Annotated in this window: 25 protein-coding genes; 11 read left to right on the top strand and 14 right to left on the bottom strand. The window is 58.5% G+C overall.

Annotation, left to right across the window (positions count from 1 at the left end; translation table 11 throughout):
- The 7 genes from VL003_RS01535 to VL003_RS01505 all read right to left on the bottom strand — a co-directional run.
- On the bottom strand, positions 1 to 113 hold a 113-nt coding region (locus tag VL003_RS01535; RefSeq protein ID WP_325438880.1), incomplete at its 3' end, for a pyruvate kinase.
- Positions 114 to 139: 26 nt separating this feature from the next.
- Positions 140 to 610, bottom strand: a complete 471-nt coding sequence (gene rlmH, locus VL003_RS01530) for a 23S rRNA (pseudouridine(1915)-N(3))-methyltransferase RlmH (RefSeq protein WP_325438878.1) — start codon at positions 608 to 610, stop codon at positions 140 to 142.
- Between the two features lie 13 nt (positions 611 to 623).
- Positions 624 to 1,016 (bottom strand): ribosome silencing factor, encoded by a 393-nt coding sequence (gene rsfS / locus VL003_RS01525; protein WP_325438876.1) that lies wholly within the window; start codon positions 1,014 to 1,016, stop codon positions 624 to 626.
- A 29-nt stretch (positions 1,017 to 1,045) separates the two neighbouring features.
- A complete protein-coding gene (gene nadD / locus VL003_RS01520) occupies positions 1,046 to 1,648 on the bottom strand; it encodes a nicotinate (nicotinamide) nucleotide adenylyltransferase (protein WP_325438874.1) in 603 nt (200 codons plus the stop codon).
- On the bottom strand, positions 1,639 to 2,547 hold the full coding sequence (gene hemF, locus VL003_RS01515) for an oxygen-dependent coproporphyrinogen oxidase (RefSeq protein WP_325438872.1): 909 nt from the start codon (positions 2,545 to 2,547) through the stop codon (positions 1,639 to 1,641). Before hemF ends, nadD begins: the two co-directional genes overlap by 10 nt.
- A gap of 13 nt (positions 2,548 to 2,560) precedes the next feature.
- Complete coding sequence (purD, locus tag VL003_RS01510; protein ID WP_325438870.1) at positions 2,561 to 3,880, bottom strand: phosphoribosylamine--glycine ligase; 1,320 nt, start codon at positions 3,878 to 3,880, stop codon at positions 2,561 to 2,563.
- Positions 3,881 to 4,024: 144 nt separating this feature from the next.
- Positions 4,025 to 4,756 (bottom strand): YebC/PmpR family DNA-binding transcriptional regulator, encoded by a 732-nt coding sequence (locus VL003_RS01505; protein WP_325438868.1) that lies wholly within the window; start codon positions 4,754 to 4,756, stop codon positions 4,025 to 4,027.
- A gap of 134 nt (positions 4,757 to 4,890) precedes the next feature.
- Between VL003_RS01505 and VL003_RS01500 the strand changes: the two genes are divergently transcribed.
- Both VL003_RS01500 and VL003_RS01495 read left to right on the top strand, forming a co-directional pair.
- Positions 4,891 to 6,408 carry a helicase HerA-like C-terminal domain-containing protein gene (locus tag VL003_RS01500; protein ID WP_325438866.1) on the top strand — a complete coding sequence of 506 codons (1,518 nt, stop codon included), beginning with the start codon at positions 4,891 to 4,893 and terminating at the stop codon, positions 6,406 to 6,408.
- A 47-nt stretch (positions 6,409 to 6,455) separates the two neighbouring features.
- Complete coding sequence (locus tag VL003_RS01495; RefSeq protein WP_325438864.1) at positions 6,456 to 7,436, top strand: quinone oxidoreductase family protein; 981 nt, start codon at positions 6,456 to 6,458, stop codon at positions 7,434 to 7,436.
- A 57-nt stretch (positions 7,437 to 7,493) separates the two neighbouring features.
- Here VL003_RS01495 and VL003_RS01490 read toward each other — a convergent pair whose 3' ends face one another.
- Both VL003_RS01490 and pepN read right to left on the bottom strand, forming a co-directional pair.
- Positions 7,494 to 8,507, bottom strand: coding sequence for a class 1 fructose-bisphosphatase (locus VL003_RS01490; protein WP_325438862.1), 1,014 nt, complete (start codon positions 8,505 to 8,507; stop codon positions 7,494 to 7,496).
- Positions 8,508 to 8,519: 12 nt separating this feature from the next.
- The gene (gene pepN, locus VL003_RS01485; RefSeq protein ID WP_325438860.1) at positions 8,520 to 11,213 is read right to left on the bottom strand and encodes an aminopeptidase N; all 2,694 of its coding nucleotides are present in this window, start codon (positions 11,211 to 11,213) and stop codon (positions 8,520 to 8,522) included.
- Positions 11,214 to 11,366: 153 nt separating this feature from the next.
- On the opposite strand from pepN, the gene VL003_RS01480 reads away from it, so the two are divergent.
- Positions 11,367 to 11,990 carry a DUF4136 domain-containing protein gene (locus VL003_RS01480; protein WP_325438859.1) on the top strand — a complete coding sequence of 208 codons (624 nt, stop codon included), beginning with the start codon at positions 11,367 to 11,369 and terminating at the stop codon, positions 11,988 to 11,990.
- 50 nt (positions 11,991 to 12,040) lie between these two features.
- On the opposite strand, the gene VL003_RS01475 is transcribed toward VL003_RS01480, so the two are convergent.
- Positions 12,041 to 12,400, bottom strand: coding sequence for an H-NS histone family protein (locus VL003_RS01475; protein ID WP_325438857.1), 360 nt, complete (start codon positions 12,398 to 12,400; stop codon positions 12,041 to 12,043).
- Between the two features lie 251 nt (positions 12,401 to 12,651).
- Here VL003_RS01475 and VL003_RS01470 point away from each other — a divergent pair, with 251 nt between their 5' ends.
- The 7 genes from VL003_RS01470 (at position 12,652) to thpD (ending at position 19,143) form a co-directional block, all read left to right on the top strand.
- Positions 12,652 to 13,467 (top strand): carbon-nitrogen hydrolase family protein, encoded by an 816-nt coding sequence (locus VL003_RS01470; RefSeq protein ID WP_414708213.1) that lies wholly within the window; start codon positions 12,652 to 12,654, stop codon positions 13,465 to 13,467.
- A 23-nt stretch (positions 13,468 to 13,490) separates the two neighbouring features.
- Positions 13,491 to 14,948: a metalloprotease TldD gene (gene tldD, locus VL003_RS01465; RefSeq protein ID WP_325438853.1), complete on the top strand. Its 1,458-nt coding sequence runs from the start codon at positions 13,491 to 13,493 to the stop codon at positions 14,946 to 14,948.
- Positions 14,949 to 15,219: 271 nt separating this feature from the next.
- A complete protein-coding gene (locus VL003_RS01460; RefSeq protein WP_325438851.1) occupies positions 15,220 to 15,759 on the top strand; it encodes a MarR family winged helix-turn-helix transcriptional regulator in 540 nt (179 codons plus the stop codon).
- On the top strand, positions 15,756 to 16,331 hold the full coding sequence (gene ectA, locus VL003_RS01455) for a diaminobutyrate acetyltransferase (RefSeq protein WP_325438849.1): 576 nt from the start codon (positions 15,756 to 15,758) through the stop codon (positions 16,329 to 16,331). Before VL003_RS01460 ends, ectA begins: the two co-directional genes overlap by 4 nt.
- A 110-nt stretch (positions 16,332 to 16,441) precedes the next feature.
- A complete protein-coding gene (gene ectB, locus VL003_RS01450) occupies positions 16,442 to 17,755 on the top strand; it encodes a diaminobutyrate--2-oxoglutarate transaminase (protein ID WP_325438847.1) in 1,314 nt (437 codons plus the stop codon).
- Positions 17,752 to 18,150 carry an ectoine synthase gene (locus VL003_RS01445; protein WP_325438845.1) on the top strand — a complete coding sequence of 133 codons (399 nt, stop codon included), beginning with the start codon at positions 17,752 to 17,754 and terminating at the stop codon, positions 18,148 to 18,150. The genes ectB and VL003_RS01445 overlap by 4 nt, the downstream gene beginning before the upstream one ends.
- Before the next feature lie 75 nt (positions 18,151 to 18,225).
- Positions 18,226 to 19,143, top strand: coding sequence for an ectoine hydroxylase (gene thpD, locus VL003_RS01440; RefSeq protein WP_325438843.1), 918 nt, complete (start codon positions 18,226 to 18,228; stop codon positions 19,141 to 19,143).
- A gap of 141 nt (positions 19,144 to 19,284) precedes the next feature.
- Here the strand turns inward: thpD and ehuA are convergent, their stop codons facing one another.
- From ehuA to ehuB, 4 genes are all read right to left on the bottom strand, one after another.
- Positions 19,285 to 20,076, bottom strand: coding sequence for an ectoine/hydroxyectoine ABC transporter ATP-binding protein EhuA (gene ehuA, locus VL003_RS01435; protein WP_325438841.1), 792 nt, complete (start codon positions 20,074 to 20,076; stop codon positions 19,285 to 19,287).
- Entirely contained in the window at positions 20,073 to 20,765 is a 693-nt protein-coding gene (gene ehuD / locus VL003_RS01430) for an ectoine/hydroxyectoine ABC transporter permease subunit EhuD (RefSeq protein ID WP_325438839.1), read from the bottom strand. The genes ehuA and ehuD overlap by 4 nt, the downstream gene beginning before the upstream one ends.
- Position 20,766: 1 nt before the next feature.
- Positions 20,767 to 21,441, bottom strand: a complete 675-nt coding sequence (gene ehuC, locus VL003_RS01425) for an ectoine/hydroxyectoine ABC transporter permease subunit EhuC (RefSeq protein ID WP_325438837.1) — start codon at positions 21,439 to 21,441, stop codon at positions 20,767 to 20,769.
- 169 nt (positions 21,442 to 21,610) lie between these two features.
- Positions 21,611 to 22,504 carry an ectoine/hydroxyectoine ABC transporter substrate-binding protein EhuB gene (gene ehuB / locus VL003_RS01420; RefSeq protein WP_325438836.1) on the bottom strand — a complete coding sequence of 298 codons (894 nt, stop codon included), beginning with the start codon at positions 22,502 to 22,504 and terminating at the stop codon, positions 21,611 to 21,613.
- A 363-nt stretch (positions 22,505 to 22,867) separates the two neighbouring features.
- On the opposite strand from ehuB, the gene aroG reads away from it, so the two are divergent.
- Positions 22,868 to 23,944 carry a 3-deoxy-7-phosphoheptulonate synthase AroG gene (gene aroG / locus VL003_RS01415; RefSeq protein ID WP_325438834.1) on the top strand — a complete coding sequence of 359 codons (1,077 nt, stop codon included), beginning with the start codon at positions 22,868 to 22,870 and terminating at the stop codon, positions 23,942 to 23,944.
- Positions 23,945 to 24,000: the final 56 nt, after the last annotated feature.

The raw sequence follows: 24,000 nt of genomic DNA, 5'->3' as shown, positions 1-24,000 counted from the left end.
GAGAAGTTCAGGCGCGCCACGTCCATTCCTGCCAGGATCAGGCGTTCGATGACCTCGTCGGTGGAGCTGGCCGGACCCAGCGTTGCGACGATCTTGGTGCGGCGTTGTAGCATGCTTTAAACCTTTGAGGGTCGGTGCGTCATGCGCGGTGATAGGGGTGGTTGACCATAATAGCCCAGGCACGGTAGAGCTGTTCAGCCAGCACCACGCGAACCATGGGGTGGGGAAGCGTTAACGAAGACAGCCGCATCATGCTGCTGCAGCTTTTCTTCAGTTCGCCATCCAGGCCGTCGGGTCCGCCAACCAGCAACGCCACGTCGCGGCCCTGGCCGCGCCAGCCCTCAAGTTCGGTTGCCAGTTTTTGCGTGGTGAGGTCGCGGCCGCGTTCGTCCAGTGCAATGCGCAAGGCATTTGCCGGTATGGCCGCCTCGATGCGTCGCGCCTCGGCCTGCATCATTTGTGCGGGGGTCTTGCCTGTGCTGCGCGGTTCCGGCTTGATCTCGCGCAGCTCTAGTGAGCAGTCTGGGGGCAGGCGTCGCGAGTAATCAGCCCAGGCCTGCTCGACCCAGTCAGGCATGCGATGGCCCACAGCGATGACGAGCAGCTTCATGAGCCGGGCGGGCTTATTCGTCGGGGTCGTAAGAAAGGGGTGCGACCGGCTGTGTCGACTGTGGCAACAGTTTGACCCGTACCGGCTTGTCGCCCCAGACTTCTTCGAGGTTGTAGTATTGTCGGATGCCCGGCTGCATGCAGTGCACCACGATGTCGCCCAGATCGAGCAGGACCCATTCGCCGGTATCCTGGCCTTCGTAGGCCACAATCGTGACTTTATTTTTACGGGCGGCGTCAGCCACGCTTTCGGCAAGCGCGCGAGTCTGGCGGTTGGAAGTGCCGCTGGCGATGACGACGCGGTCGAACAGGCTGGTGATATGGGTGGTATTGAACACCTTGATATCCTGAGCCTTGACGTCTTCAAGCGCGTCAATGACCAGCCGTTGCAGTTTTTGTATGTCCATAAGAAGAATATAACTTGATGAGGAGCGAATTAGGCGTTCGGCCGGTATAGTTTGTGAAAATCAATGTATTGGGCAACCTCGGGGTGAAGCAAACCCTGAACTGAATCGCCCCTGGCCAGCCGTTCGCGGATCGCAGTCGCCGATACGTCCATTGCCGGAAACGGCAATTGCAGCAACGGGCGCTTCAGTTGGTCGAGCAGCACCTGCAATTGGGCCGGCGCGGCTGCGTCGGCCCCGGGCCGTCGGGCCACCCCCAGGCGCACCAGCGCGGCGATGTCGCGCCAATGATGCCAGGTGCAAAAATTGGCCAACTGGTCGGCACCCAGTATCCACACATATTCCGGGCCGTTAGGCAGCTGGCGCAGGGTGTCGATGGTGTAGGTCGGGCCGCCGCGGTCTATTTCGATGGTATTGATGCGCAGCTTGGGCTCGTCGCGTACGGCGATCTTGAGCATGGCCAGGCGCTGCAGCGGGGTTGCTGCCAGGGTTTCGCGTTGCCAGGGCTGGCTCGCCGGTATCAGTTGTACTTCGTCCAGCGACAGTTCGTGCAAGGCGGCCCGGGCCAGAGCCGTATGGGCCAGGTGCACGGGGTCAAAACTGCCGCCCAGCAGGCCTATCTTGCTCAAAGCCATTCGCGTGGGCGTAAATAATCGTAAAGTTCGGCTTCGGCCGACCCGGCCTCGGGGCTCCAGTCGTAGCGCCATGCTGCCTGGGGCGGCATCGACAGCAAAATGGATTCTGTGCGTCCGCCCGACTGCAGGCCAAACAAAGTGCCACGGTCGTAGACCAGGTTGAACTCGACGTAACGCCCGCGTCGATACGCCTGGAAGTCTCGCTCGCGTTCGCCGTAAGGCGTGTCACGGCGCTTCTCGACAATAGGCAGGTAGGCCGGCAGGAAGCTGTCGCCCACCGCCCGGGTCAGGTCGAAGCTGTCGTCAAAGCCGTTTTGGTTGAGGTCGTCGAAGAACAGGCCGCCCACTCCCCGAGTTTCGTTGCGGTGCTTCAAAAAGAAATACTGATCGCACCAGGTTTTGTAGGCGGGGTATTTGTCGTCACCGAAAGGCGCCACTGCGTCATGGCAGACACGATGAAAGTGACGTACGTCTTCTTGGAACGGATAATAGGGGGTCAGGTCGAGGCCGCCGCCGAACCAGAAAACATCTTCGCCCGGCCGGTCTTCGGGTGCGCGCGCCACGAACAGGCGGACGTTCATGTGGGCGGTGGGCACGTAAGGGTTGCGAGGATGCAGCACCATTGACACGCCCATGGCTTCCCAGTGACGCCCGGCCAGGTCCGGTCGGTGCGCGCTGGCAGAGGGCGGCAGGGCGCGTCCGCGCACATGGCTGAACAGCACGCCCGCGCGCTCGAAAAGCGCTCCGCCTTCAAGCAGGCGGGACAAACCGCCGCCGCCTTCTTCGCGGGCCCAACTGTCGGATTGGAACGAAGCGCCGTCGGCCTGTTCGAGTGCCTGCACAATACGTGACTGCAGACTGGTGAAATAGTCGTAGGCAACGGAAATAGGCACGGACATGGTTGTTTCCTTATTAGCGCCTGGCGTTCGTGGCGTCAGGCGAGTCGGCGTTGGGCAGGGCACGCCACCCGATGTCGCTTCGGTACTGGCTGCCTGCAAATCGGATTTGCTGGACGGCTTGGTAAGCGGTGTCTTGGGCTCGTTTGACCGAGTCGCCCAGGGCGGTTACGCACAACACACGGCCGCCCGAAGTTTCGAGTGTGACGCCGTCGCTACGCAGGGCGGTACCCGCATGGAAAACCGTGCATGTTTCGGTGTCGACCGGAAGAGCGGTAATGACATCGCCCAGGCGCGGTGCCTCGGGGTAACCCGCCGAGGCCATGACCACGCCCAAGGCGGTGCGGCGGTCCCAGTCGATTTCGGCCTGCTCAAGGGTACCATTGACGGCGTGTTCGAACACCGTGGCCAGGTCGCCCTTGGCCCTCATGAGTATGGGCTGGGTTTCGGGGTCGCCCATACGGCAATTGAATTCAAGCACCTTAAGGGGGCGAGTGGCGTCCGGCCCTTCGCCGATCATTAGGCCGGCATAAAGAAAGCCGGTGTATGGGTGGCCGTCTTTGGCCATGCCCTGCAAGGTGGGGTGGATGACCTCGCGCATGATGCGATTGTGCAGCGCGGGCGTAACGATAGGCGCGGGGGAATAGGCGCCCATGCCGCCGGTGTTGGGGCCCTTGTCGCCATCAAGCAAACGCTTGTGGTCCTGGCTGGTGGCCAGGACCAGCACTTGGCGCCGGTCGCACATGACAATGAAGCTGGCCTCTTCGCCCTGCAGACACTCTTCGATGACCACGCGTGCGCCTGCAGCCCCCAGGCTGGCGTCGCACAGCATGTTGTCGATGGCCGCACAGGCTTCGTCGACGGTGGTGGCCACAACCACGCCCTTACCTGCAGCCAGGCCGTCGGCTTTGACCACAATGGGGGCACCCTGTTCGCGAATATATTGCTTGGCCTGGTCGGGGTCGGTAAACGTTTGATAGGCAGCCGTGGGAATACGGTGGCGCACCATGAATGCCTTGGCGTAGTCCTTTGAGCTTTCGAGTTGGGCCGCCGCTTTGGTCGGGCCGAATATTTTAAGCTCGGCAGCCTGAAAGGCATCGACCACCCCGGCCGCCAACGGCGCCTCGGGGCCGACCACCGTAAACGCTACGCCTTCGCGGCGTACGAACTCGATGAGGTCTTCGGCGGCCGTAAGGTTTACGTTCTCAAGCCGGTCGGACAGCGCGGTGCCGCCATTGCCGGGCGCGACGAAAACCTTTTGAACGCGTGGCGATTGAGCCAGTCGCCACGCCAGGGCGTGCTCGCGGCCGCCGCCGCCTATAACGAGAAGTTTCATGTGTGATGGAAGCTCAAAATGGCGTTGCACGCGGTGCCGCTTAGGGCGCCGGCGATTGCAAATGGATTATCGAAAAGCGTAACGCGAAAAAGCCTACGCAAGAATATAGCGTTTTCCTGGGTAAGGAGCTGATCGAAACCGCCGTCAGACGGATTCGTCGAAAACAGCCGTGGTGTAGACCTCTTGGACGTCGTCGAGACTTTCGAGCACATCAAGCATCTTCTGCATCTTTTCAGCGTCGTCGCCCTCGAGCTCGGTTTCGTTCAGGGCTTTCATGGTGACGGCATGAACTTCGGGTGTAAGCCCGGCCTCGTCGAAGGCCGCCTTGACGGCGGCGTAGTTGCTGGGGGGACAGGTAACTTCGATGACACCTTCTTCGTCTGTCTGGATGTCGTCGGCGCCGGCATCCAGGCCCACTTCCATGACCTGTTCTTCAGAGGTGCCCGGAGCGAAAATAAACTGCCCGCAATGCTTGAACATGAAGACCACTGAGCCGTCTTGGCCCAGGTTGCCGCCATGTTTGGAGAAGGCGTGACGTACCTCGGCCACGGTTCGCATACGGTTGTCGGTCATGCAATCGACAATGACTGCCGCCCCGCCTACACCGTAGCCCTCGTAGCGGATCTCTTCGTAGCTGTCGCCGTCGGCGCCGCCCGCGCCCCGGGTGATCGCGCGCTGGATGTTGTCCTTGGGCATATTGGCCGCCGTGGCTTTGTCCCAGGCCAGGCGCAAACGCGGGTTGCTGTCCGGGTCGGGGCCCGCTTCGCGCGCCGCAACGGTGATTTCACGAATGATTTTTGTCCAGAGCTTGCCTCGTTTGGCGTCTTGGCGACCTTTTCGGTGCTGGATGTTCGCCCATTTACTGTGACCGGCCATAGGGATGACTCAATTAAAAGCAATATAAATGCAAAATAAGAAAGGGGGATTTTAACGCGTGCAACGTATCAGTGCCGGAATTACACTACGGCTGCCTGTCCCAAGCATATCGTACGCAATCGTCAAGGTGAAAAATGGCCGACCCAATCGTTATTGCTAAAAGCGCCGACGCTCCGGTGTTGATGCTTCCCAAGCTCGCCAATCGTCATGGTTGCATCACGGGGGCGACCGGCACCGGCAAAACCGTCAGCCTGCAGGTGCTGGCCGAGGCTTTCTCCCGCCTGGGCACCCCCGTGTTCATGGCAGATGTCAAAGGCGACCTGAGCGGAATGTCGCAAGCGGCGCAAAATAGTCCCAAGCTGCAAGAGCGCCTGGACAGGTTGGGTCTATCCGAACCTGTGTGGGGCGCCTGCCCGGTCACGTTCTGGGATGTCTTCGGCGAGCAGGGGCATCCGGTTCGTGCAACGGTTTCCGACATGGGACCCTTGCTGCTGTCCCGCATGCTCGAGCTCAACGACACCCAGGAGGGCGTGCTTAACATCGTGTTCCACCTGGCCGACGATGAAGGTCTGCTTATTCTCGACCTGAAAGACCTGCGCGCCATGCTGCAGCATGTGTCCGAGCGCGCGACCGAATTACGTGGCCGCTATGGCAACGTGTCAGCGGCTTCGGTGGGAGCCATACAGCGCAGTCTGTTGCGCCTTGAGGCGCAGGGTGCCGAGCATTTCTTCGGCGAGCCCATGTTCGACATTTATGACCTGTTGCGGGTGGACGCAAGTGGTCGAGGCGTGGTCAATATTCTGGCGGCCGACAAACTCATGCAGGCACCTCGTTTGTATGCGGTGTTTCTGTTGTGGATGCTGGCCGAACTGTACGAGAACCTGCCCGAAGTGGGCGACCTTGATCGTCCCAAGCTGGTGTTTTTCTTTGACGAGGCGCATCTGGTGTTTTCAGATGCGCCCAAGGCCCTGCTTGACAAGATCGAGCAGGTCGTCCGACTGATCCGGTCAAAGGGAGTGGGTGTGTATTTTGTTACGCAAAGCCCCTCGGATATTCCCGATACCGTGTTGGGACAATTGGGCAACCGGGTGCAGCATGCCCTTCGTGCGTTTACCCCGCGCGACCAGCGGGCCGTGAAGGTGGCCGCTGAAACCATGCGGCCTAACCCGCAGCTCGATATCACGGCCGCCATCACCGAGTTGGGGGTGGGCGAGGCCTTGATATCCATGCTGGACGAAAAAGGCCGGCCCGGCATCACGCAGCGGGCCTGGATGGCGGCACCGGGCAGCCGCATTGGTCCGGCCACCGAGGCCGAAAGGCAGTTGGTGCGCCAGGCGTCGTTGCTGGCGGGAAAATACGAAAAGGCCGTCGATCGCGAATCGGCGTACGAGCTGTTGTTGCGTCGGGCCGAGGCCGGTTCGGCCGCAGGCAGCAGGGCCGGCTCCGCGTCCGCCCCGGCGGGTGACACCGCAGAATCGAACAGCGCCGAACGAAATGGCATGCTCGGCGCTGTCAATGACTTCCTTTTTGGCTCAACCGGTCCACGGGGCGGGCGTCGCGACGGCGTTGTTCAGTCGGTGGCCAAAAGCATGGTGCGACAGGCGGCAAACAAGCTTGTACGCGGCGTCCTGGGGTCTTTGACTCGGCGATAACCCATTCTTGCACCAAGCACCGCATTTTTAATAGGGGGGCGGTTCATATGAAGACCGAAGCGATACGAATTTCACGCAATGGCGGGCCAGAGGTGATGGAATTGATCATCCAGCAGGTGCCCGATCCGCTTGAAGGCGAAGTCACCATCAAGCAGGAAGCGGTGGGGCTCAACTTTATCGACATTTACTTTCGCACGGGCTTGTATCGCCACCCCTTGCCACATGGTCTGGGCTTTGAGGCGGCAGGTACGATTGCGGCCGTAGGCAAAGGGGTCACACATCTCAAGGTGGGCGATCGGGTGGCTTACGCGCAAAGTCCCTTGGGGGCTTATGCCGGGGCGCGCACCATGCCGGCTTGGCAAGTGGTCAAGCTGCCGCGCAAGGTCGATTTCGACGCCGCCGCCGCAATGATGCTCAAGGGGCTTACTGTTCAGTATCTGTTCCGTCAGACGTATCGCTTGCAGGGAGGCGAAACCATTTTGTTTCATGCCGCTGCCGGGGGGGTCGGCCTGATTGCCTGTCAATGGGCGCGCGCCTTGGGCGTGCGGCTGATCGGCACGGTTTCGGGCCCCAAAAAGGCCGAGCTGGCACGACGTCATGGAGCGTGGCAGGTGATTGATTACACGCGTGAAAACGTCGTTGAGCGGGTAATGGAGCTTACCGAGGGCCGCAAGGTGCCGGTCGTTTACGACGGCGTGGGTAAAGATACCTGGGTGGCTTCGCTCGACTGCCTGCAGCCCCGAGGGTTGATGGTCAGTTTCGGTAACGCCTCGGGGCCGGTCGAAGGCATTAACCTGGGTATTTTGGCTGCAAAGGGCTCGTTATACCTGACACGCCCCACCATTACCGATTACGTCAGCACGCAGGAAAAGCTGGCTACCGCCGCCAAAGAGCTGTTCGATCTGGTCGGCAAGGGAAAGATCACGATAGAAATCGGCCAGCGCTTTGCCCTGCGCGATGTAGCCCGGGCGCATGAAGCCCTGGCTTCACGGGAAACCACCGGCGCAACGGTTCTGTTGCCAGACTAAGCTTTTTGCACCGGCGGCGGGGCCGGCCGGTGCAGCGTGTTTTGCCGGCGTGTGGTTTCAGTCTTCTTGGTGATAGCGGCGCACCAGGTCGACTTCGTTCTTGGAGCCCAGAATGACGCCGATGCGCTGGTGAAGGGCTTCGGGCTTGACGTCGAGAATGCGTTGTTCACCGTCCAGCGCGGCACCGCCGGCCTGTTCAACAATGAAACTCATGGGGTTGGCTTCGTACATAAGGCGCAGCTTGCCTTTCTTGCCCGAGCTGCGTTCATCGCGCGGGTACATGAAAATGCCGCCGCGCGTCATGATGCGATGTACGTCGGCCACCATTGAGGCCACCCAACGCATGTTGTAGTCTTTGTTCAGCGGCCCGGTGGAACCGGCCAGACAATCGTCAATATAGCGTTTGACAGGCGGCTCCCAGTGCCGCATGTTGGACATGTTGATGGCAAATTCCGAGGTGTCTTCCGGTATGGTGAGGTTTTCTTCGGTTAGGCGCCACGTGCCCATTTCGCGATCGAGCGTAAAGGCGGCCACGCCGTTGCCCAACGTTAAGACCAGCATGCTTTGCGGCCCATATACTGCATAGCCCGCCGCGACCTGTTGGCTGCCGGGTTGAAGGAAGTCGGCCTCTTCAATGTCGCGTCCGGCAGCGTCTTGTGGCGCGTGCAAGACTGAAAAAATAGTGCCGATCGACACGTTGACGTCGATGTTCGATGAGCCATCGAGGGGGTCGAACAACAACAGGTATTCGCCTTTGGGGTAACGGTTGGGAATACGATGGATGGTTTCCATCTCTTCGGAGGCCATGGCGGCCAGGTGGCCGCCCCACTCGTTGGCTTCCAAAAGAATTTCGTTCGACATGACATCGAGTTTTTTCTGTACTTCGCCCTGCACGTTTTCGCTGTCGAGGCTGCCCAGCACGCCACCCAGTGCCCCCTTGCTGACGGCATGGCCGATCGCCTTGCAGGCGCGGGCAACTGTTTCGATCAAGAGCCGAACTTCGGCGGGCACAGTTTGATGAGTGCGCTGCTGTTCAACCAGATATTGGGTCAGTGTTTTACGGTTGTTCAAAAGAGGCTCCTGTCAGAGATTCAAAGCTTTGGATACGATTTCGGCCACGTTGCGAGACAGTGGTTCGTGTTGTTGTATGCGCTGTAACGCCCGCTGCACAGCATCGCGGTTTTCTGGAATATACCGGGCCCAGTTGTCGAAGGCCCGAGCCAGGCGAGCGGCGATTTCGGGGTTGAGCGCGTCAAGGGCCAGCACCTGTTCCGCCCAGAAGTCATAGCCCTCGGGCCGATGCACGCCTAGCGTATTGTTCAGGCAAAACTGAAAAATAAGCGAGCGGGCACGGTTCGGGTTGCGCAGTGTAAACGCCGGATGGAGCATCAGGGCGCGCACGGTGTCGCTGCGGGTATGGCCGGCCGTGGCCTGCAGGGCGAACCAGCGGTCGATGACCAACGGGTCGTGCTGCCACTGTTCGTAAAAATGTTGTAGTGCCTGCGTTGCGGCCGTGGTTTCGCCTTGGCTGACCAGGGCCCAGAGCCCGCCCATGCGATCGGTCATGTTGAGGGCGTTTTCGTATTGTGCCTCGGCCATGCTCTGGGCTTCGGGATGTTTGCCGGCAGCCAGGTAGGCCAAAGCCAGGTTCTTCAGGGCGCGACGCCCGGACGAAATCGCGTCGGGGCTGTAATGGTCGGATTCGGCGCGGACGCACGCCTGGTAGGTTTGCAGCCAGAGCTCTGCCAGTTCGCGGCCAAGCTCAGCCCGCAAAGCTTCACGTGCCTGCGCCACGGCAAGCGGGTTCACGGGGTCGGTTTTTTCGAGCAGCACCTTGGTGGCGGGCAAAGTAAGCACCTGCGAACGATAGGCGTCGCTGATGTCCGGGTCTTGCAGCAGGGCCCGCCAGGTCTGGACCAGTACAGATGCCGAGCCGCCGAGCGCAATGGTCGAGCCATCGGCCATTGCCAGCAATTGGCGCGAAGCCAGCTCCTGGCCGGCTTCCCAGCGTGCGAACGGGTCGGTGTCGTGGCGTGCCAGCAGGGCCAGCTCGGCGTCGTCTCGCTCGTACTCGACAATAACCGGCGCCGAAAAGTTTCGCAGCAGCGAAGCCACCGGCGGTTCGGCTATGTCGGGGAAGGTCCAGCTTTGCGTTTCGGCGCATAGGTCGAGAACCACTGTTTCGACGGCGCGTCCTTCGTGATGCAGCGTTTGCGGCCGGCCTTGGCGGTCGAGCAGTCCGAGCGCAAACGGTATATGCAGCGGTTGCTTCTGCAGGGGTGGACTCTGCAGTTTTTCGATGCCCACCGGGGCGCAATGTTGGCGCAGCGTGATGCGGCAACTGCGTGTCTGGGGGGTGTAGTCAAGGCTGACCTGCACGCGGGGTGTGCCCGCTTGCGAATACCAGCGACGGAAAACGTCTAATGATTTGCCGGGGTTGCGCTGCCGATAGACTGAGTCCATGGCGTCGACAAAATCGTCGCAGGTAACGGCTTGGCCGTCGTGGCGCCCAAAATACTCTTTTATGCCGGCTTGAAAAGCCTCTTCGCCCAGCAGCGTGTGCTGCATCCGTATGACTTCGGCGCCTTTTTCGTAGATGGTGGCAGTATAAAAGTTGGCGATTTCCTGATAGCTTTCGGGCCGGATAGGGTGAGCCATGGGGCCGGCGTCTTCGGGAAACTGTGCAATGCGCAATGCCGTGACGTCGTCAATGCGTTTAACCGCTCGTGCACTGCTTGCGGCCTCTGCAGACAGGCCCTGCGCCATCATGTCGGCCGAAAACTCCTGGTCTCGAAAGACGGTAAGGCCCTCTTTGAGCGACAGCTGGAACCAGTCGCGGCAGGTTACGCGGTTGCCGGTCCAGTTATGAAAGTACTCGTGGCCGATAACGCTTTCAATGCCGTGGTAGGCGGCGTCGGTGGCGGTGTCGGGGTCGGCCAGCACATACGATGAATTGAAAATGTTAAGGCCCTTGTTTTCCATTGCCCCCATGTTGAAGTCGCGCGCGGCAACCACCATGAAGCGGTCAAGGTCGAGCAGCAGGCCGAAACGCTGTTCGTCCCACTGCACGGAACGATGCAGACAATCCAGCGCCCAATGGGTTTTTTCTTTGGCGCCCTTGTCGCTGTATATCTGCAGCAGGGCCTCGCGCCCATCGCCGGTTTGGATACGGCGCTCTAGGCAGTCGAAGTCGCCGGCCACCAGGGCGAACAGGTAGCTGGGCTTGGGATGGGGGTCTTCCCAAACGGCTTCGTGACGGTTGCCGTCGAGGTCGCTGCTTGCCACCAGATTCCCATTGGACAGCAATTGCGGGTACGCGGCCTTGTCGGCCCGAAGCGTGACCGTATAGCGCGACATGACATCGGGGCGGTCGGGAAACCAGGTGATGCGGCGAAACCCTTCGGCTTCGCACTGCGTGAACAGGCTGCTTCCGGAAACGTAAAGCCCCATCAGGGCCGAGTTGTCGACGGGCCTGCATTCGCTAATAATTTCAACGCTGCAGCGGGGTTGGGCGGGAAATAGGGTGAGCGTTTCGGCATTAAGCTGATAATCGCCGGCCTCTAGAACCACCCCGTCGATCTTTACTGAAATCAGGCTCAATTCTTGCCCATCAAGTATCAGCGGCGGCAATACCTTTTCGGTGCTTTCGATCTCGAAACTGGCGCATACCCGGGTGAGGTTTTCGTTCAGTTCAAACTGGAGCGACACCTGTGGAAGGCGATATGGGTAGGGCTGATAGTCGTGCCGGGAAATAGATGGGGCGGTATCGGTGCGCATGATGATGAGACGGGTATGTTCATGAATACAATGTATTGTAGTGGTTGGGTGGGCAGCGCGGGCCAGGCCACCTGGTGCAACCTTTTGCTCTGCCATAAGTCTTAATTTTCGTGGGTTTCATATTTTGGGAGTACGGTTATGCCGCAACGCACAATGAGACAGTTCGCTGCCTGGTCCCGGTTGCTCACAGGCGCGATGATGCTGACATTGGTGGCTGGTTGCGCGTCCACCCTGTCGGCACGTGTCACCACGTTCCAGCAATGGCCCGCCGATGCGCAGGGGGCCAGCTATCGCATCGTGCCACCGGCCGGCGACACGCTCGAGGCGCAGGCTTTCTCGGACATGATTCGCGCCGCCATTGGGCGTACCGGCCTCTACGAAGCTCAGGGCGGGGCCACGCCTCGGTTTAACGTCCATTTTGAATACGGCAGTACGGTATCCAACGAATGGGTGCAGCGTTATCACGACCCTTATTACTACAACGGGTTCAACCCCTGGGGTTGGGGCGGTTATTACGGTGGCTACAGTGGCTGGGGCGGCGGTATCTTTTACTCGCCACCCACCGTCGTGAATGTGCCCGTGCAAGTTGAAAAAAACACGCTGACCGTCAGCATTAGCGATAATCAGCGTCAGGGCGCCCAGGTATATAAGTCGACGGCAGTCAGTAGTTCGGGTAGCCTGACCGAGGTCATGCCTTACCTTGCCCGAGCGGTGTTCGATGGCTTCCCCGGAAACAACGGCCAAGTACGCGACATTACCTATGAACGGCAGCGCTAAATATTGCGGGGCAGCGGGGTGCTCGGCGCCGGTCGCCGAGCCCTACGAGCTTACTGTTTGATAAGAAACTGATCGCGGCTTTTGCCTTGGGCCTCGGCTTCGCTGACCCACCGAGGCGCTTTGCCGCGCCCAGTCCAGGTGGCGCCCGTTTCGGGGTTTCGGTATTTGGGTGGTACCGTGCGTTTGGGTGTGGTGTTTGCCGTAGCGCGAGTGGCCGTGCGAGCCGGCTTTTTCTTGTTGTAAGCGGCAGCGATTTCATCCGGGCTGATGTCGTATTCGCGCATTGAGCGTACGATGGAGGCAATAACCGGAGTTCGTTGCCTGGATTGAAGCGCTTGAGCTTGTTTTTGCAGCCTGGTAATTTCTTTCTGGATTTTCAATTGAAGAGCGGCGTAGGTGTCGCGCGTCATTACTTGATCCTTGGGTTATTTATTAGTAGATAAAGGGGCCTTTCTTATTATTATCAACACCCAGTATGGTAAATGAAGTGACCTCTTAATAAAAGGCGTGATTTTAATTTTTAATTGCCAGGCAAGGCCATTATTGGGTTTCATTAATGCATGGCGAACCAAGGCATGATATTAAATTCTGATTCAAGACAGGCCTTCATGCTTGTTTTGTTTTGATCCAACCTTGATTAACTCCATATAACTTGAAGAACGTGAACAATACTGAAGAGTTTTGCGTCGCTGCCGTTCAAACTGTTTCTTCGACTGATCTGGGCGCAAATCTTGCACAGGTCGAGGCATTGATTGAACAAGCCGTTGAAAAGGGGGCGCAATTAGTGGTGTTGCCCGAATATTTTTGTCTGATGGGCCATCGCGACGAAGACAAGGTCGCTTTGCGTGAGCAGCCCGGCCAGGGCCCCATACAAACATTTTTGCGGCAATTGGCCCAGCGCCATGGTATATGGCTTGTGGGTGGCACGCTGCCGCTTGCAAGCCCGGATTCCGACCGCATCTATAACACGACACTGGTTTATGACCCGCAAGGCGAGCAGGTGGCCCGTTACGACAAAATCCATTTGTTCGGTTTTCGTCGCGGGCAAGAATCATACGACGAGTCGCTTACCATTCGGCCCGGCAACACCGAGCCCCAGTCATTTGAAGCGCCGTGCGGCAAGGTGGGGCTTTCCATCTGCTACGATTTGCGCTTTCCCGAATTGTACCGGGCCTTCTCGGAAACCAACCTTATTATCGTGCCGGCCGCATTTACCCATACCACCGGCTCAGCCCACTGGGAGGTTCTGCTTCGCGCACGAGCCATTGAAAACCAATGTTATGTGCTGGCCGCAGCACAAGGTGGCAAGCACGAGAACGGGCGCCGCACCTGGGGGCATTCGATGCTGGTTGACCCATGGGGCGAGATACTCGACTGCCTGCCCGAGGGACCGGGCATTGCCCTGGGCAGAATGAACCAATCCAGGCTTGCCGAAGTCAGAGAAGCGTTACCGGCTCTTAAACACCGTACGCTGTAACATTTACACGAAGATCACTATTCATGAAAATCGCCGATTCCGCCATTCAATCTCTTGCCACTGCAAAGTCGGTGCTGCTTGACCCCTGGGGGTTGACCGAAGCCGACATGGCGCGCGCGCTGGGCGAGATATTTACACACAAGGTCGATTATGCCGACCTGTATTTTCAATATACCCGCAGCGAAGGCTGGAGCCTCGAAGAAGGCATCGTTAAAACAGGCAGTTTTTCCATAGGGCAGGGCGTTGGTGTGCGCGCAATCAGCGGCGAGAAAACTGCTTTTGCCTACTCCGACACGCTTTCTGCCGATGCCTTGCTTTCGTCGGCCCGTGCTGTGCGGAGCATTGCGCGTCAAGGTGCCGGCCGCCAGAAAATCATTACCGGAACAGACGCCCCCGGGCACGATCTTTACCCTGCCATCGATCCGCTGAACACGCTTTCGGCTCCCGATAAAGTCGCGCTGCTGGGTCGCCTCGAGGCCATGGCCCGGGCTGCCGATCCGCATATCATCCAGGTCATGGCCGGCCTGGGGGCCGAGTACGACGTTATTCTGGTTGCGGGCAGCGACGGTCGACTGGCTGCCGACGTGCGCCCGCTGGTGCGCCTGTCGTTAACGGTTATTGCCGAGCGCGACGGGCGACGCGAAATGGGCCATAGCGGCGGCGGTGGACGCGCCGGGCTCGAGTTTTTTACAGACGACGTGCTGCGTTCTTATGTGCAGCGAGCCACACACGAGGCGTTGACCAATCTGTCGGCACGCCCCGCACCTGCCGGAGAAATGACCGTGGTGCTGGGAGCCGGCTGGCCGGGCATCTTGCTGCATGAAGCCGTGGGGCACGGCCTGGAAGGCGACTTCAATCGAAAAGGCTCCAGCGTATTTGCCGGGCGCGTGGGCGAGCGCGTGGCTTCCAAGGGGGTAACGGTGGTCGATGACGGCACCTTGGCCGATCGCCGAGGCTCGCTCAATATCGATGACGAGGGCAACCCGACGCAACGCAACGTGCTTATTGAAGACGGCATATTAAAAGGCTATATGCAAGATTCGCTCAATGCTCGCCTCATGAAAACCGCGGTCACGGGTAATGGTCGGCGCGAATCGTTCGCTCACCTTCCCATGCCCCGCATGACCAACACCTATATGCTGGCAGGGCCGGACGATCCGAAAGAAATCATTGCTTCGGTCAAAAATGGCTTGTATGCCGTTAATTTTGGGGGCGGTCAGGTCGACATCACCAACGGTAAATTTGTTTTTTCGGCCTCTGAAGCCTACATGATTGAAAACGGCAAAATCAGCTACCCCGTCAAAGGTGCCACGTTGATCGGCAACGGCCCCGAAGCCATGACTCGTGTCAGCATGATCGGCAATGACATGCAATTGGATTCAGGCGTGGGTACTTGTGGAAAAGACGGCCAGAGCGTACCTGTGGGTGTGGGCATGCCCACCATCCGCATGGATGGGCTGACCGTGGGCGGCACGGCCTAACGGTTCGTGTCAGGGCACGGCGAACTTTATCGCCAAACCCCATACCAGGGCCAAGCCCTGCGCTTCAAGTAACGGCGAAAGCTGTTTATATGTTTCAATGTGTATCAAAAGCCGCTGCTCTCTACAGCGGCTTTTTTTGTTGTTATACCAGGGCTTAGGGCCATTTTTGGCTTCGGGTCGACGAGTTTCTGGCGCGGAATCGTAGTTGACTCGAATGATTCCACATCATATGATTTGAGTAGAAATTAATTTAACTGAAGTATTTATTGTCATGCCGGATTTCATTGATTCTCAAGCGTACGACCTACGCATTTTGCGCGCCCTGCGTCGCATTACGCGTTCGATTGCGCTGCATTCCCGGCAGTTGGCCGCAGACAGCAACATCACCGCTCCCCAGCTTATTTGCTTGCGCGCGGTCGTTGCAAAAGGCCCCATGACAGCCACGGCGATCAGCCGTGAAATCCATGTCAGCGCCAGCACGGTAGTGGGTATTCTTGACCGTCTGGAAGACAAGGAACTGATCCGACGCGAACGCGGCCGAGAAGACCGCCGCATCGTGTTTGTATCGGCCACGCCGGCCGGTATCGCTCTTGCCCGTGAAACGCCTTCGCCGCTTCAGAAAAAGCTGGCTGATGCCTTGAACGAGCTACCTGAACTGGAGCAAGCCACGATCACGCTCTCGCTCGAGCGCATCGTCGATCTCATGGAGTCCGGCGGTGTGACCCCAGTCGAGGTTTCGACCGAACTTGCTTCCCCAATACTAGAGGTTCCCGACGGACGTATTCCGCCCGAATCGGGTTTGGTGGTTTGACAGACGACACAGACACTTATCTAACTGCGCAGCTTCAATCCGTATCCGGCCCCAGCACAGCGCGAACCGGACACGACATCAAGCTGCGCCTCCCCGACAAGGCAGATGCCTCTTCCATTCATAGGCTGATCGAGCAATGTCCCCCGCTGGACCTGAACTCAATCTACACCTATCTGCTGCTCTCCGAGCACTTTGCACAAACTTGCGTGGTGGCCGACGGCCCTCTGGGGCTCGATGGATACATCTCATCTTATATTCCCCCAAATAAGCCCGACGTTCTGTTTGTGTGGCAGGTGGCCGTACACGAACGTGCGCGCGGCCAGAGCCTGGGCCGGCGCATGCTGTCCGAGCTGCTGGCGCGACCGCAATTGACCCACATTCGCTTCATTGAGACCACGGTGGGGCCCGACAACACGGCGTCGCGCCGTATGTTCAACGGCCTGGCCCAGCGATTTCAAGCGCAAGTCGCTGAAAGTGCGCTGTTCGACAGCCACTTGTTTGGCGACTCGGGCCATGAGGATGAGCGTCTGATCCGGATCGGACCGTTGAGCCTTTCGCCCCCTGATACCTAGCGTTTGTCGATACTGCCTGGTCGCCGTCTCCCAGTCGGTTGGCTCGGCCTTGCGGCGGCTTCGGCTGTCCACCCAAGTGACCCAGAACTAAACAGAGAGAGGAAGATATTATGGACTTAAACATTTTTGACCGGATGGAGTCGGAGGTCCGTGGCTACGTCCGGTCGTTCCCGGTAATTTTCAGCCAGGCTCGCGGGTCGATCTTGCAAGACGAATCAGGCCGCGAATACATCGACTTCTTTAGCGGAGCCGGTAGCCTTAACTACGGCCACAACAACCCCGTCCTGAAAGAAAAGCTGATCGACTACCTGCATACCGACGGTGTGATACATGGCCTGGATATGGCCACCACTGCCAAGAAGTATTTCATGGAAACGGTTGAGCGTGTGCTGCTCAAGCCACGCAACTGGAATTACAAGCTGCAGTTTACGGGGCCCACAGGCACCAACGCGGTTGAAGCGGCCCTGAAGCTGGCGCGCCTGGTCACAGGGCGAAGCAACGTCATTTCGTTCACGCATGGTTTCCACGGCGTGAGCGGCGGTTCGCTGGCGGTAACTGCCAACGCCAAGTTCCGCGAGGCGGCAGGTGTCTCGATGGCCAATACTTCGTTCGTACCGTACGACGGTTATTTCGGGCCCGACGTTAATACCATTACTTATCTTGAGCGCATGCTTGAAGACCCAAGCAGCGGCATGGATCGCCCCGCAGCGGTCATCGTTGAAACTGTGCAGGGCGAGGGCGGAGTCAATGTGGCGACGGTGCGTTGGCTGCAAGAGCTCGAAAGGCTCTGCCGTCAGTACGACATGCTTCTCATTGTGGACGACATCCAGGTAGGTTGCGGACGTACCGGCAGTTTCTTCAGTTTCGAGTCGGCCGGAATCAACCCGGACATCATTACTTTGTCCAAATCGCTGTCGGGTTTCGGTCTGCCGATGTCGCTGGTGCTGTTCAAGCCCGAGCTCGATATCTGGAAACCCGGTGCTCATAGTGGCACGTTCCGCGGCAACAACATGGCATTCGTGACTGCGGCGCAGGCATTGGATAGTTACTGGACCGACGAATCATTCGGCGAAGACGTGCAGCGCAAGGCCGGCATGGTGCGCGACTGGCTCGAGAACCTTGTTCATAGCTATCCCATGGCTGATCTTAGCGTTCGCGGACGAGGCCTGATACAGGGCCTGGTGACTCCCGCCGGCGACGACATGGCCAACCAGTTTGCGCGCAAGGCGTTCGAGCAGGGCCTGGTCATTGAGACCTCGGGCGCCAACGACGAAGTACTTAAGCTCTTGCCCGCCTTGACGATTCCCGAGGATGAGCTCAAGAAAGGGCTGGAGATTATCGAGCGCAGTGTTGCGCATGTGTTGCATGAGAAGGGCGTCAGTTCCAGCGCCCATGTTTTAAAGTTTGGAGGTAAGCGTCGATGATAGTCAAAAACGTGAAGGACGTGATTGGCACCGAGCATGAAGTCAAGACCGAAACCTGGCTTAGCCGTCGTGTCCTGCTGGAAAAAGACGGCATGGGTTTTTCGTTTCATGAAACGGTGATTTTTCCGGGCACCGAAACCCATATCCATTATCAGAATCACCTGGAAGCCGTCTGGTGCATCGAGGGCGACGGCGAAATCGAGACCATCGCCGATGGCAAGAAATACGCCCTGGGCCCTGGTGTTGTGTATGCCCTGGATCAACACGATGAGCATTGGCTGCGCGGCGGCAAAGAGCCCCTACGGGTGCTTTGCGTATTCAATCCGCCGCTTACCGGCTTTGAGGTTCATGACGAAGACGGAGTCTATCCGGCAGCGGTCACCGACGCAGCCTAGGCATTCCGCGTATCGAGCGGGGCTTGGCCGACCCATGAAATGGGCCAGGCCGCCTCGCTCCAGAAGGAGCAAGCTATGACTATTTCCATGAGTGACTTGTACGTTTCCCGCACTGATCGAGGTTCGGCCATTATTGCGCGTCAGGATCCTGTCGTGTATGGGGGCGGCACTTATGCCAATGGACTCAGTCCGGAACAGGTTGCAAGCTACAACACGGACGGCTTCATCATGCTTGACAGCGTCTTCAGCCAAGACGAGGTCGAGGTGTTGCTGGACGAGGTCAAGCGTATGAGCACGGATGCCGGAATTGCCGGCATGGACGAGGCCATACGCGAACCGAACAGCGACGTCGTGCGTTCGATCTTCCGCGTACACGAACTTAGTGACCGCATTGCAGCCCTGACGCGCGATCCACGCCTTATACACGTGGCCCGCCAGGTGTTGGGTTCCGAGGTCTACATTCATCAGTCGCGTGCCAACATGAAGCCTGGGTTCAAGGGCAAAGAGTTTTATTGGCATTCTGATTTCGAAACCTGGCACGTTGAAGACGGCATGCCCAACATGCGTGCAGTCAGTTGTTCGGTGCTGCTTACCGACAACAATGAATGCAACGGTCCATTGATGTTGATTCCGGGTTCGCACATGCAGTTCATTTCGTGCCAGGGCCAAACGCCCGACGACAACTACAAGAAGTCGTTGCGTGCGCAAGAATATGGCGTGCCCGATCCGCTAAGCCTGCAGATGCTGGCTGATCAGGGTGGTATTCGCCAGATGACCGGCAAGGCCGGCTCGGTGGTGTTCTTTGATTGCAACGCCATGCATGGCTCCACCGGCAATATCTCGCCGTGGCCGCGAGCCAACGTGTTCATGGTGTACAACAGCGTTGAAAACGCACTGAACCCGCCCAAGTACGGGCTGAAGCCACGACCCGATTATATTGCCGCACGCAAGGATTTCTCGCCGCTGGAACCGGCCGAAGCTGTGGTGCTCTAAGCCGGAGCATGTGCCGCCAGAGGCTCTTTGGCTGCCGGCGTAAAGGCCGACCGTGTCGGTCTGAACACACCCCAAAAGTGCAACATCCGCTTTTGGGGTGTTTTTTAAGAAGACGTGATTCAATGTTGCTGCGTGAACCGCTTATGCGGGGTTGAGGAATGCGCTCAGGAATTCGCGGGTGCGTGCCTCGCGGGGTTCGGTGAACATTTGCTCTGGTGGTCCTTCTTCAAGTACCCGGCCTTTGTCAAAGAAGCAGATTCGGTCTGATATTTGTTTGGCGAACTGCATTTCGTGGGTGACCAGCAGCATGGTCAGGTCGTGTTTCTGGGCAAGCCGCTGAATGACGGTAAGCACCTCGCCGACCAGCTCGGGGTCAAGGGCGGAGGTAGGTTCGTCGAACAGCATGATGCCCGGGCGCATCGCCAGCGCACGGGCGATAGCCACTCGCTGCTGTTGGCCGCCCGAAAGCTGGCTGGGGTATTTGTCGGCATGTTCGTCCAGGCCCACGAGCTCAAGATATTCTTCGGCGCGCAGCTTGGCTTCCTGCTTGGATAAGCCCAATACGTGAACCGGTGCTTCGGTAATATTGCGACGCACCGTCATGTGCGGGAACAGATTGAACTGCTGGAACACCATACCCATTTCTTTGCGCATGCGACGCAGGTGAGCTTCACCCGCCGGCACAAGTTCGCCATCGCGGTACTCATGCCAAAGCGGTTGTCCGGCCACATGTATAACCCCTGAGTTGATGTTCTCCAGCGTCATCAGCACGCGCAGTACCGTCGATTTCCCCGAACCCGACGGCCCGATAATGGTGACCTTCTCGCCTTTCTTGACATGGAAGTCCAGCTCGTTCAGCACGGTTACGTCGCCAAAGCGCTTGATGACGCGCTCAAACCGGATGATGGGTTGCTCTAGGGTGGTCTGGTTCATTTCAGCGGCAGTCCTTGCTTGGGAAGTCGGGTGTCCAGATGGCGAATGCCGGCTGAGGCGATCAGTGTCATGATCAAGTACAGGGCGCCTACCATCGACAGCGGGATGACGTAGTGGAAGCTGCGGTCGCCGATAATTTGCGCCACTCGCAGCATTTCCATTACCGATACCACCGACAGCACCGGTACATCTTTCATGATGGACACCAGGTAATTGCCCAGCGCCGGAATGATGCGGGGTATTGCTTGCGGCAGTATCACCACGCAGAAAGTGCGAAGCGGCGAAATATCCAGCGCACGGGCCGCTTCAGTCTGGCCCTTGGCGACGGACTCCAGGCCCGCTCGATATACCTCGGACATATACGCACTGTACTGTACGCCTAGCGCCAGAGCTCCGGTCAAGAACGCCGGCAGCAATATGCCGTGTTCGGGCAGCACGTAATACAGAAAAAACAGCTGAACCAGCAAAGGCGTGTCGCGTAGAAATTCGCTGATCGCCCGAGCCGGCCACGAGATCAGTTTCGATCCGGCCGACTTCAGCGCCGCCAGTACCAGCCCCAGCACAGCGGCCACTGCAAAACCGAGCAAGGTGGCCTGAATGGTCACCACCATGCCGCGTAGCAATATGGGCAGTATCGACACGGCAAAAAGCCAGTCGTTGCTCGTGTCCCACTCGATGCCGAAAAGCATGTCAGGCCCCTCCGGCCGCGCGCCAGCGGCCCACTGAGCGCTCCAGCAACTTCATGAGAGCGGTTAGCGCCAATGCCATGCCAAAATACATCAGCAACAGTAGGGTGTAGATGGTGGTGCTGTCCTGCGTAAAGTTGCGGATCTGCTCAGCTTTGAACGCCAGGTCGCCAAGGCTGATCAACGAGACCAGAGCGGTGTCTTTCAGGTTCTGTATGGCCAGATTGCCAAAGCTGGGCATCATCTCGGGAACCGCTTGCGGCATGCTGATTCGCCACAGGGCCTGGCGCGGCGTAAAGTCGAGCGCCTTCGCAGCTTCGTGCTGCTCGCGCGGCACGGCCTGGAGCGCGCCGCGCACCACTTCGGCGCCATAGGCGCCGATGTTCAGGCTTAGCGCCAGTGCACCCGCGGCCACCGGCGGCAGGCGCAGGTTAATGCCAATGGCCTCGCCAATAAGCGGCAGGGCAAAATAAAGCCAAAACAATTGCACCAACAGCGATGTGCCGCGAAACACCTCGATGAATCCGATCGACACATATTGCGCGGTACGGTTGGAAGAAAGCCGGCCGACGCCGAACAAAAACGAAAAGAACGCGCCACCCAGGGTTGAGATGACCGTAAGCTGCACGGTGACCCAGGCGCCTTCCAGCAGCGGCCCCAAGTAGCTTAACCATTGCATTTGCGCCTCCTGGGAATCAGGACGTATGTGGCGATGGCTTGAAAGCGATTACTCAGACGCAGAAAATAAAGCATATTGCGATCGTTTGTCGTTTGTCGTTTGTCGTTTGTCGTTTGTCGTTTGTCGTTTGTCGTTTGTCGTTTGTCGTTTGTCGTTTGTCGTTTGTCGGTTAGCGGGCGGCGCACAGCTGCTCGCGGGTACGAGCAAACGATTCAGTGGCGTCTGTTTCTGTGAAACCATGACGGGACATGATGTCTCTCCATGCCTGGGTAGGCTTGAACCGCGCAAGCGCTTCGTCCACTGCCTGAGCCAGCTCTTTGGAATCGGAATGAAAGGTGAAGGCGCCCCAACTGCGCACCGGTTCGCCGTTAATGACCGGGTCGGCAAATTCGGCGGCGGCTTCGACTCTGGCGTCTTTTTGGGCCAGCTGGGCAATGGTGGCACTGGTGGCGGCATAGGCGGCTGCCCGTCCGGTGGCGACGGTAGAGATGGCGTCCGAGTTGCTGGACAGGGTCACCATGCGTTCGTGTGGCACGCCCAGGGCCTGCAGGATTTCCAATTGATCGGCCCCGGCCACAATCGCCACCAGGTTGTTGTGGTCGGCAAAGTGCTCGAACGAGTGAATATCGAGCGGGTTGCCCTGGGCCACCAGCAAGCCTTCTCCGTACGAGCTATTGGGCTGTGAAAACAATACATGGCCGCATCGCTGAGGCAGGATCGCCATTTCGGCGGCCACCATATCAAAACGACGGGCACGCAGGCCTGGAATCAGGGCGCTGAAGCTGGCGCTGATCCATTCTATTTTTTTAATCCCCAACTGTTGGGCAATGTGCTGTGCAACGTCCGGACCCACCCCTTGCGGCCGGTTGTTCAGATCCATATACCCGTAGGGGATTTCGTTAGCGACGGCAATGCGCAAGACGCCGCGTTCTTTTACTTTTTGCAGGTCGGCCGCTTTGGCGCTCCCCGCCATGACAACCAGCAGGGCGAGCGCCCATGCCTGGATGGATTTAAACCGATTTTTACTGCTGCGTTTTTTTTGAAAAGTATTGATCACGAGCATGGTGTCAGCGCGCCTCGGGGCGAAGCGTGCCAAGTATTGGTTCTTATGGAAATCATACAGCATGAAATTATTTCAATTCAAATCATCAACCCGCAGCCCACCTCAGGAACCCATTGTGTACAACCAACGGTTTACGCGGCGGGGCGGTGATTTTCTTGCCAGAATGGGGGTATCGTGCTAACATTGCTGGCATGAATCGTGCCGTTTACGCTTTTTTTTATTTTTTTACTTTTCCAACACCGCTGGTGAAGGAAGGGAAGCGTCGCACGCACTAAAAACGCCCAAATCCTGAAAAGCCGCCAGCACCGACGCTAGGCGGCTTTTTTTATACCGTCTGGTCGCTGGCAATTACTGGAGTAGCTTGTGTCACACAACACCGATGATTTACGTATACGCGAAATTAAAGAGCTTAGTCCCCCCTCGCACGTTATGCGCGAGTTTGCCAGCACGAACAAGGTTTCCGAAACCGTTTACGCGTCGCGCCGCGCCGTACATGACGTGCTGCATGGCAACAGCGACCGTCTGGTGGTCGTCATAGGGCCGTGCTCCATTCACAATACGCAGGCTGCGCTGGAATACGCCGCAAAGCTCAAAGAGCAGCGCGAGCGCTTCAAAGACGACCTCGAGATCATCATGCGGGTGTACTTCGAGAAGCCGCGCACCACGGTTGGCTGGAAAGGCCTTATCAATGACCCCAATCTGGATGGCAGTTTCAACATCAACCAGGGGCTGCGCACCGCACGTCAGTTGCTGCTCGACATTAACGCTATGGGCTTGCCCGCCGGTTGCGAGTTTCTTGACATGATCACGCCGCAATACATTGCCGACCTGGTGGCCTGGGGCGCCATCGGTGCGCGCACCACCGAAAGCCAGGTTCACCGCGAGCTGGCTTCCGGTCTGTCGTGCCCGGTGGGGTTCAAGAACGGTACCGACGGCAATGTGCGCATTGCCATTGACGCTATCAAGGCTGCATCGCAACCGCACCATTTTCTGTCGGTCACCAAGGGCGGCCATTCCGCCATCGTCTCTACTGTCGGCAACGAAGACTGTCACGTAATCTTGCGCGGCGGCAAGGCGCCCAATTATGACGCAGCAAGTGTCGACGCTGCTGGTCGGGATCTGGTCAAGGCCGGCCTCAAGCCTCGCATCATGGTCGATGCCAGCCACGCAAACAGCAACAAAGATTACACCCGTCAGCCTCTGGTCATCGAAGACGTCTGCGGCCAGGTCGGCGGCGGCGAGCAGCGCATATGCGGCGTCATGGTCGAAAGCCATTTGGTGGGCGGTCGCCAAGATCTCGTTCCCGGCAAAACGCTGGTGCACGGGCAAAGCATCACCGATGGCTGCATCGACTGGGACACCTCCGTACAGGTACTCGAGCGCCTGTCGGCGGCAGTGCGTGAACGGCGAGCCGTATCGGCGCAGTCCAGCGCAGCCTGACGGCGCCTGCGCAGGCGGCGTTGATGCCTGCGCTTTGGAATCCATCGCTTCTCGAG

Source organism: Pusillimonas sp. (assembly GCF_035515275.1).
Taxonomy (GTDB): domain Bacteria; phylum Pseudomonadota; class Gammaproteobacteria; order Burkholderiales; family Burkholderiaceae_B; genus Pusillimonas.
This window is presented reverse-complemented; position numbering and strand designations above follow the sequence as displayed.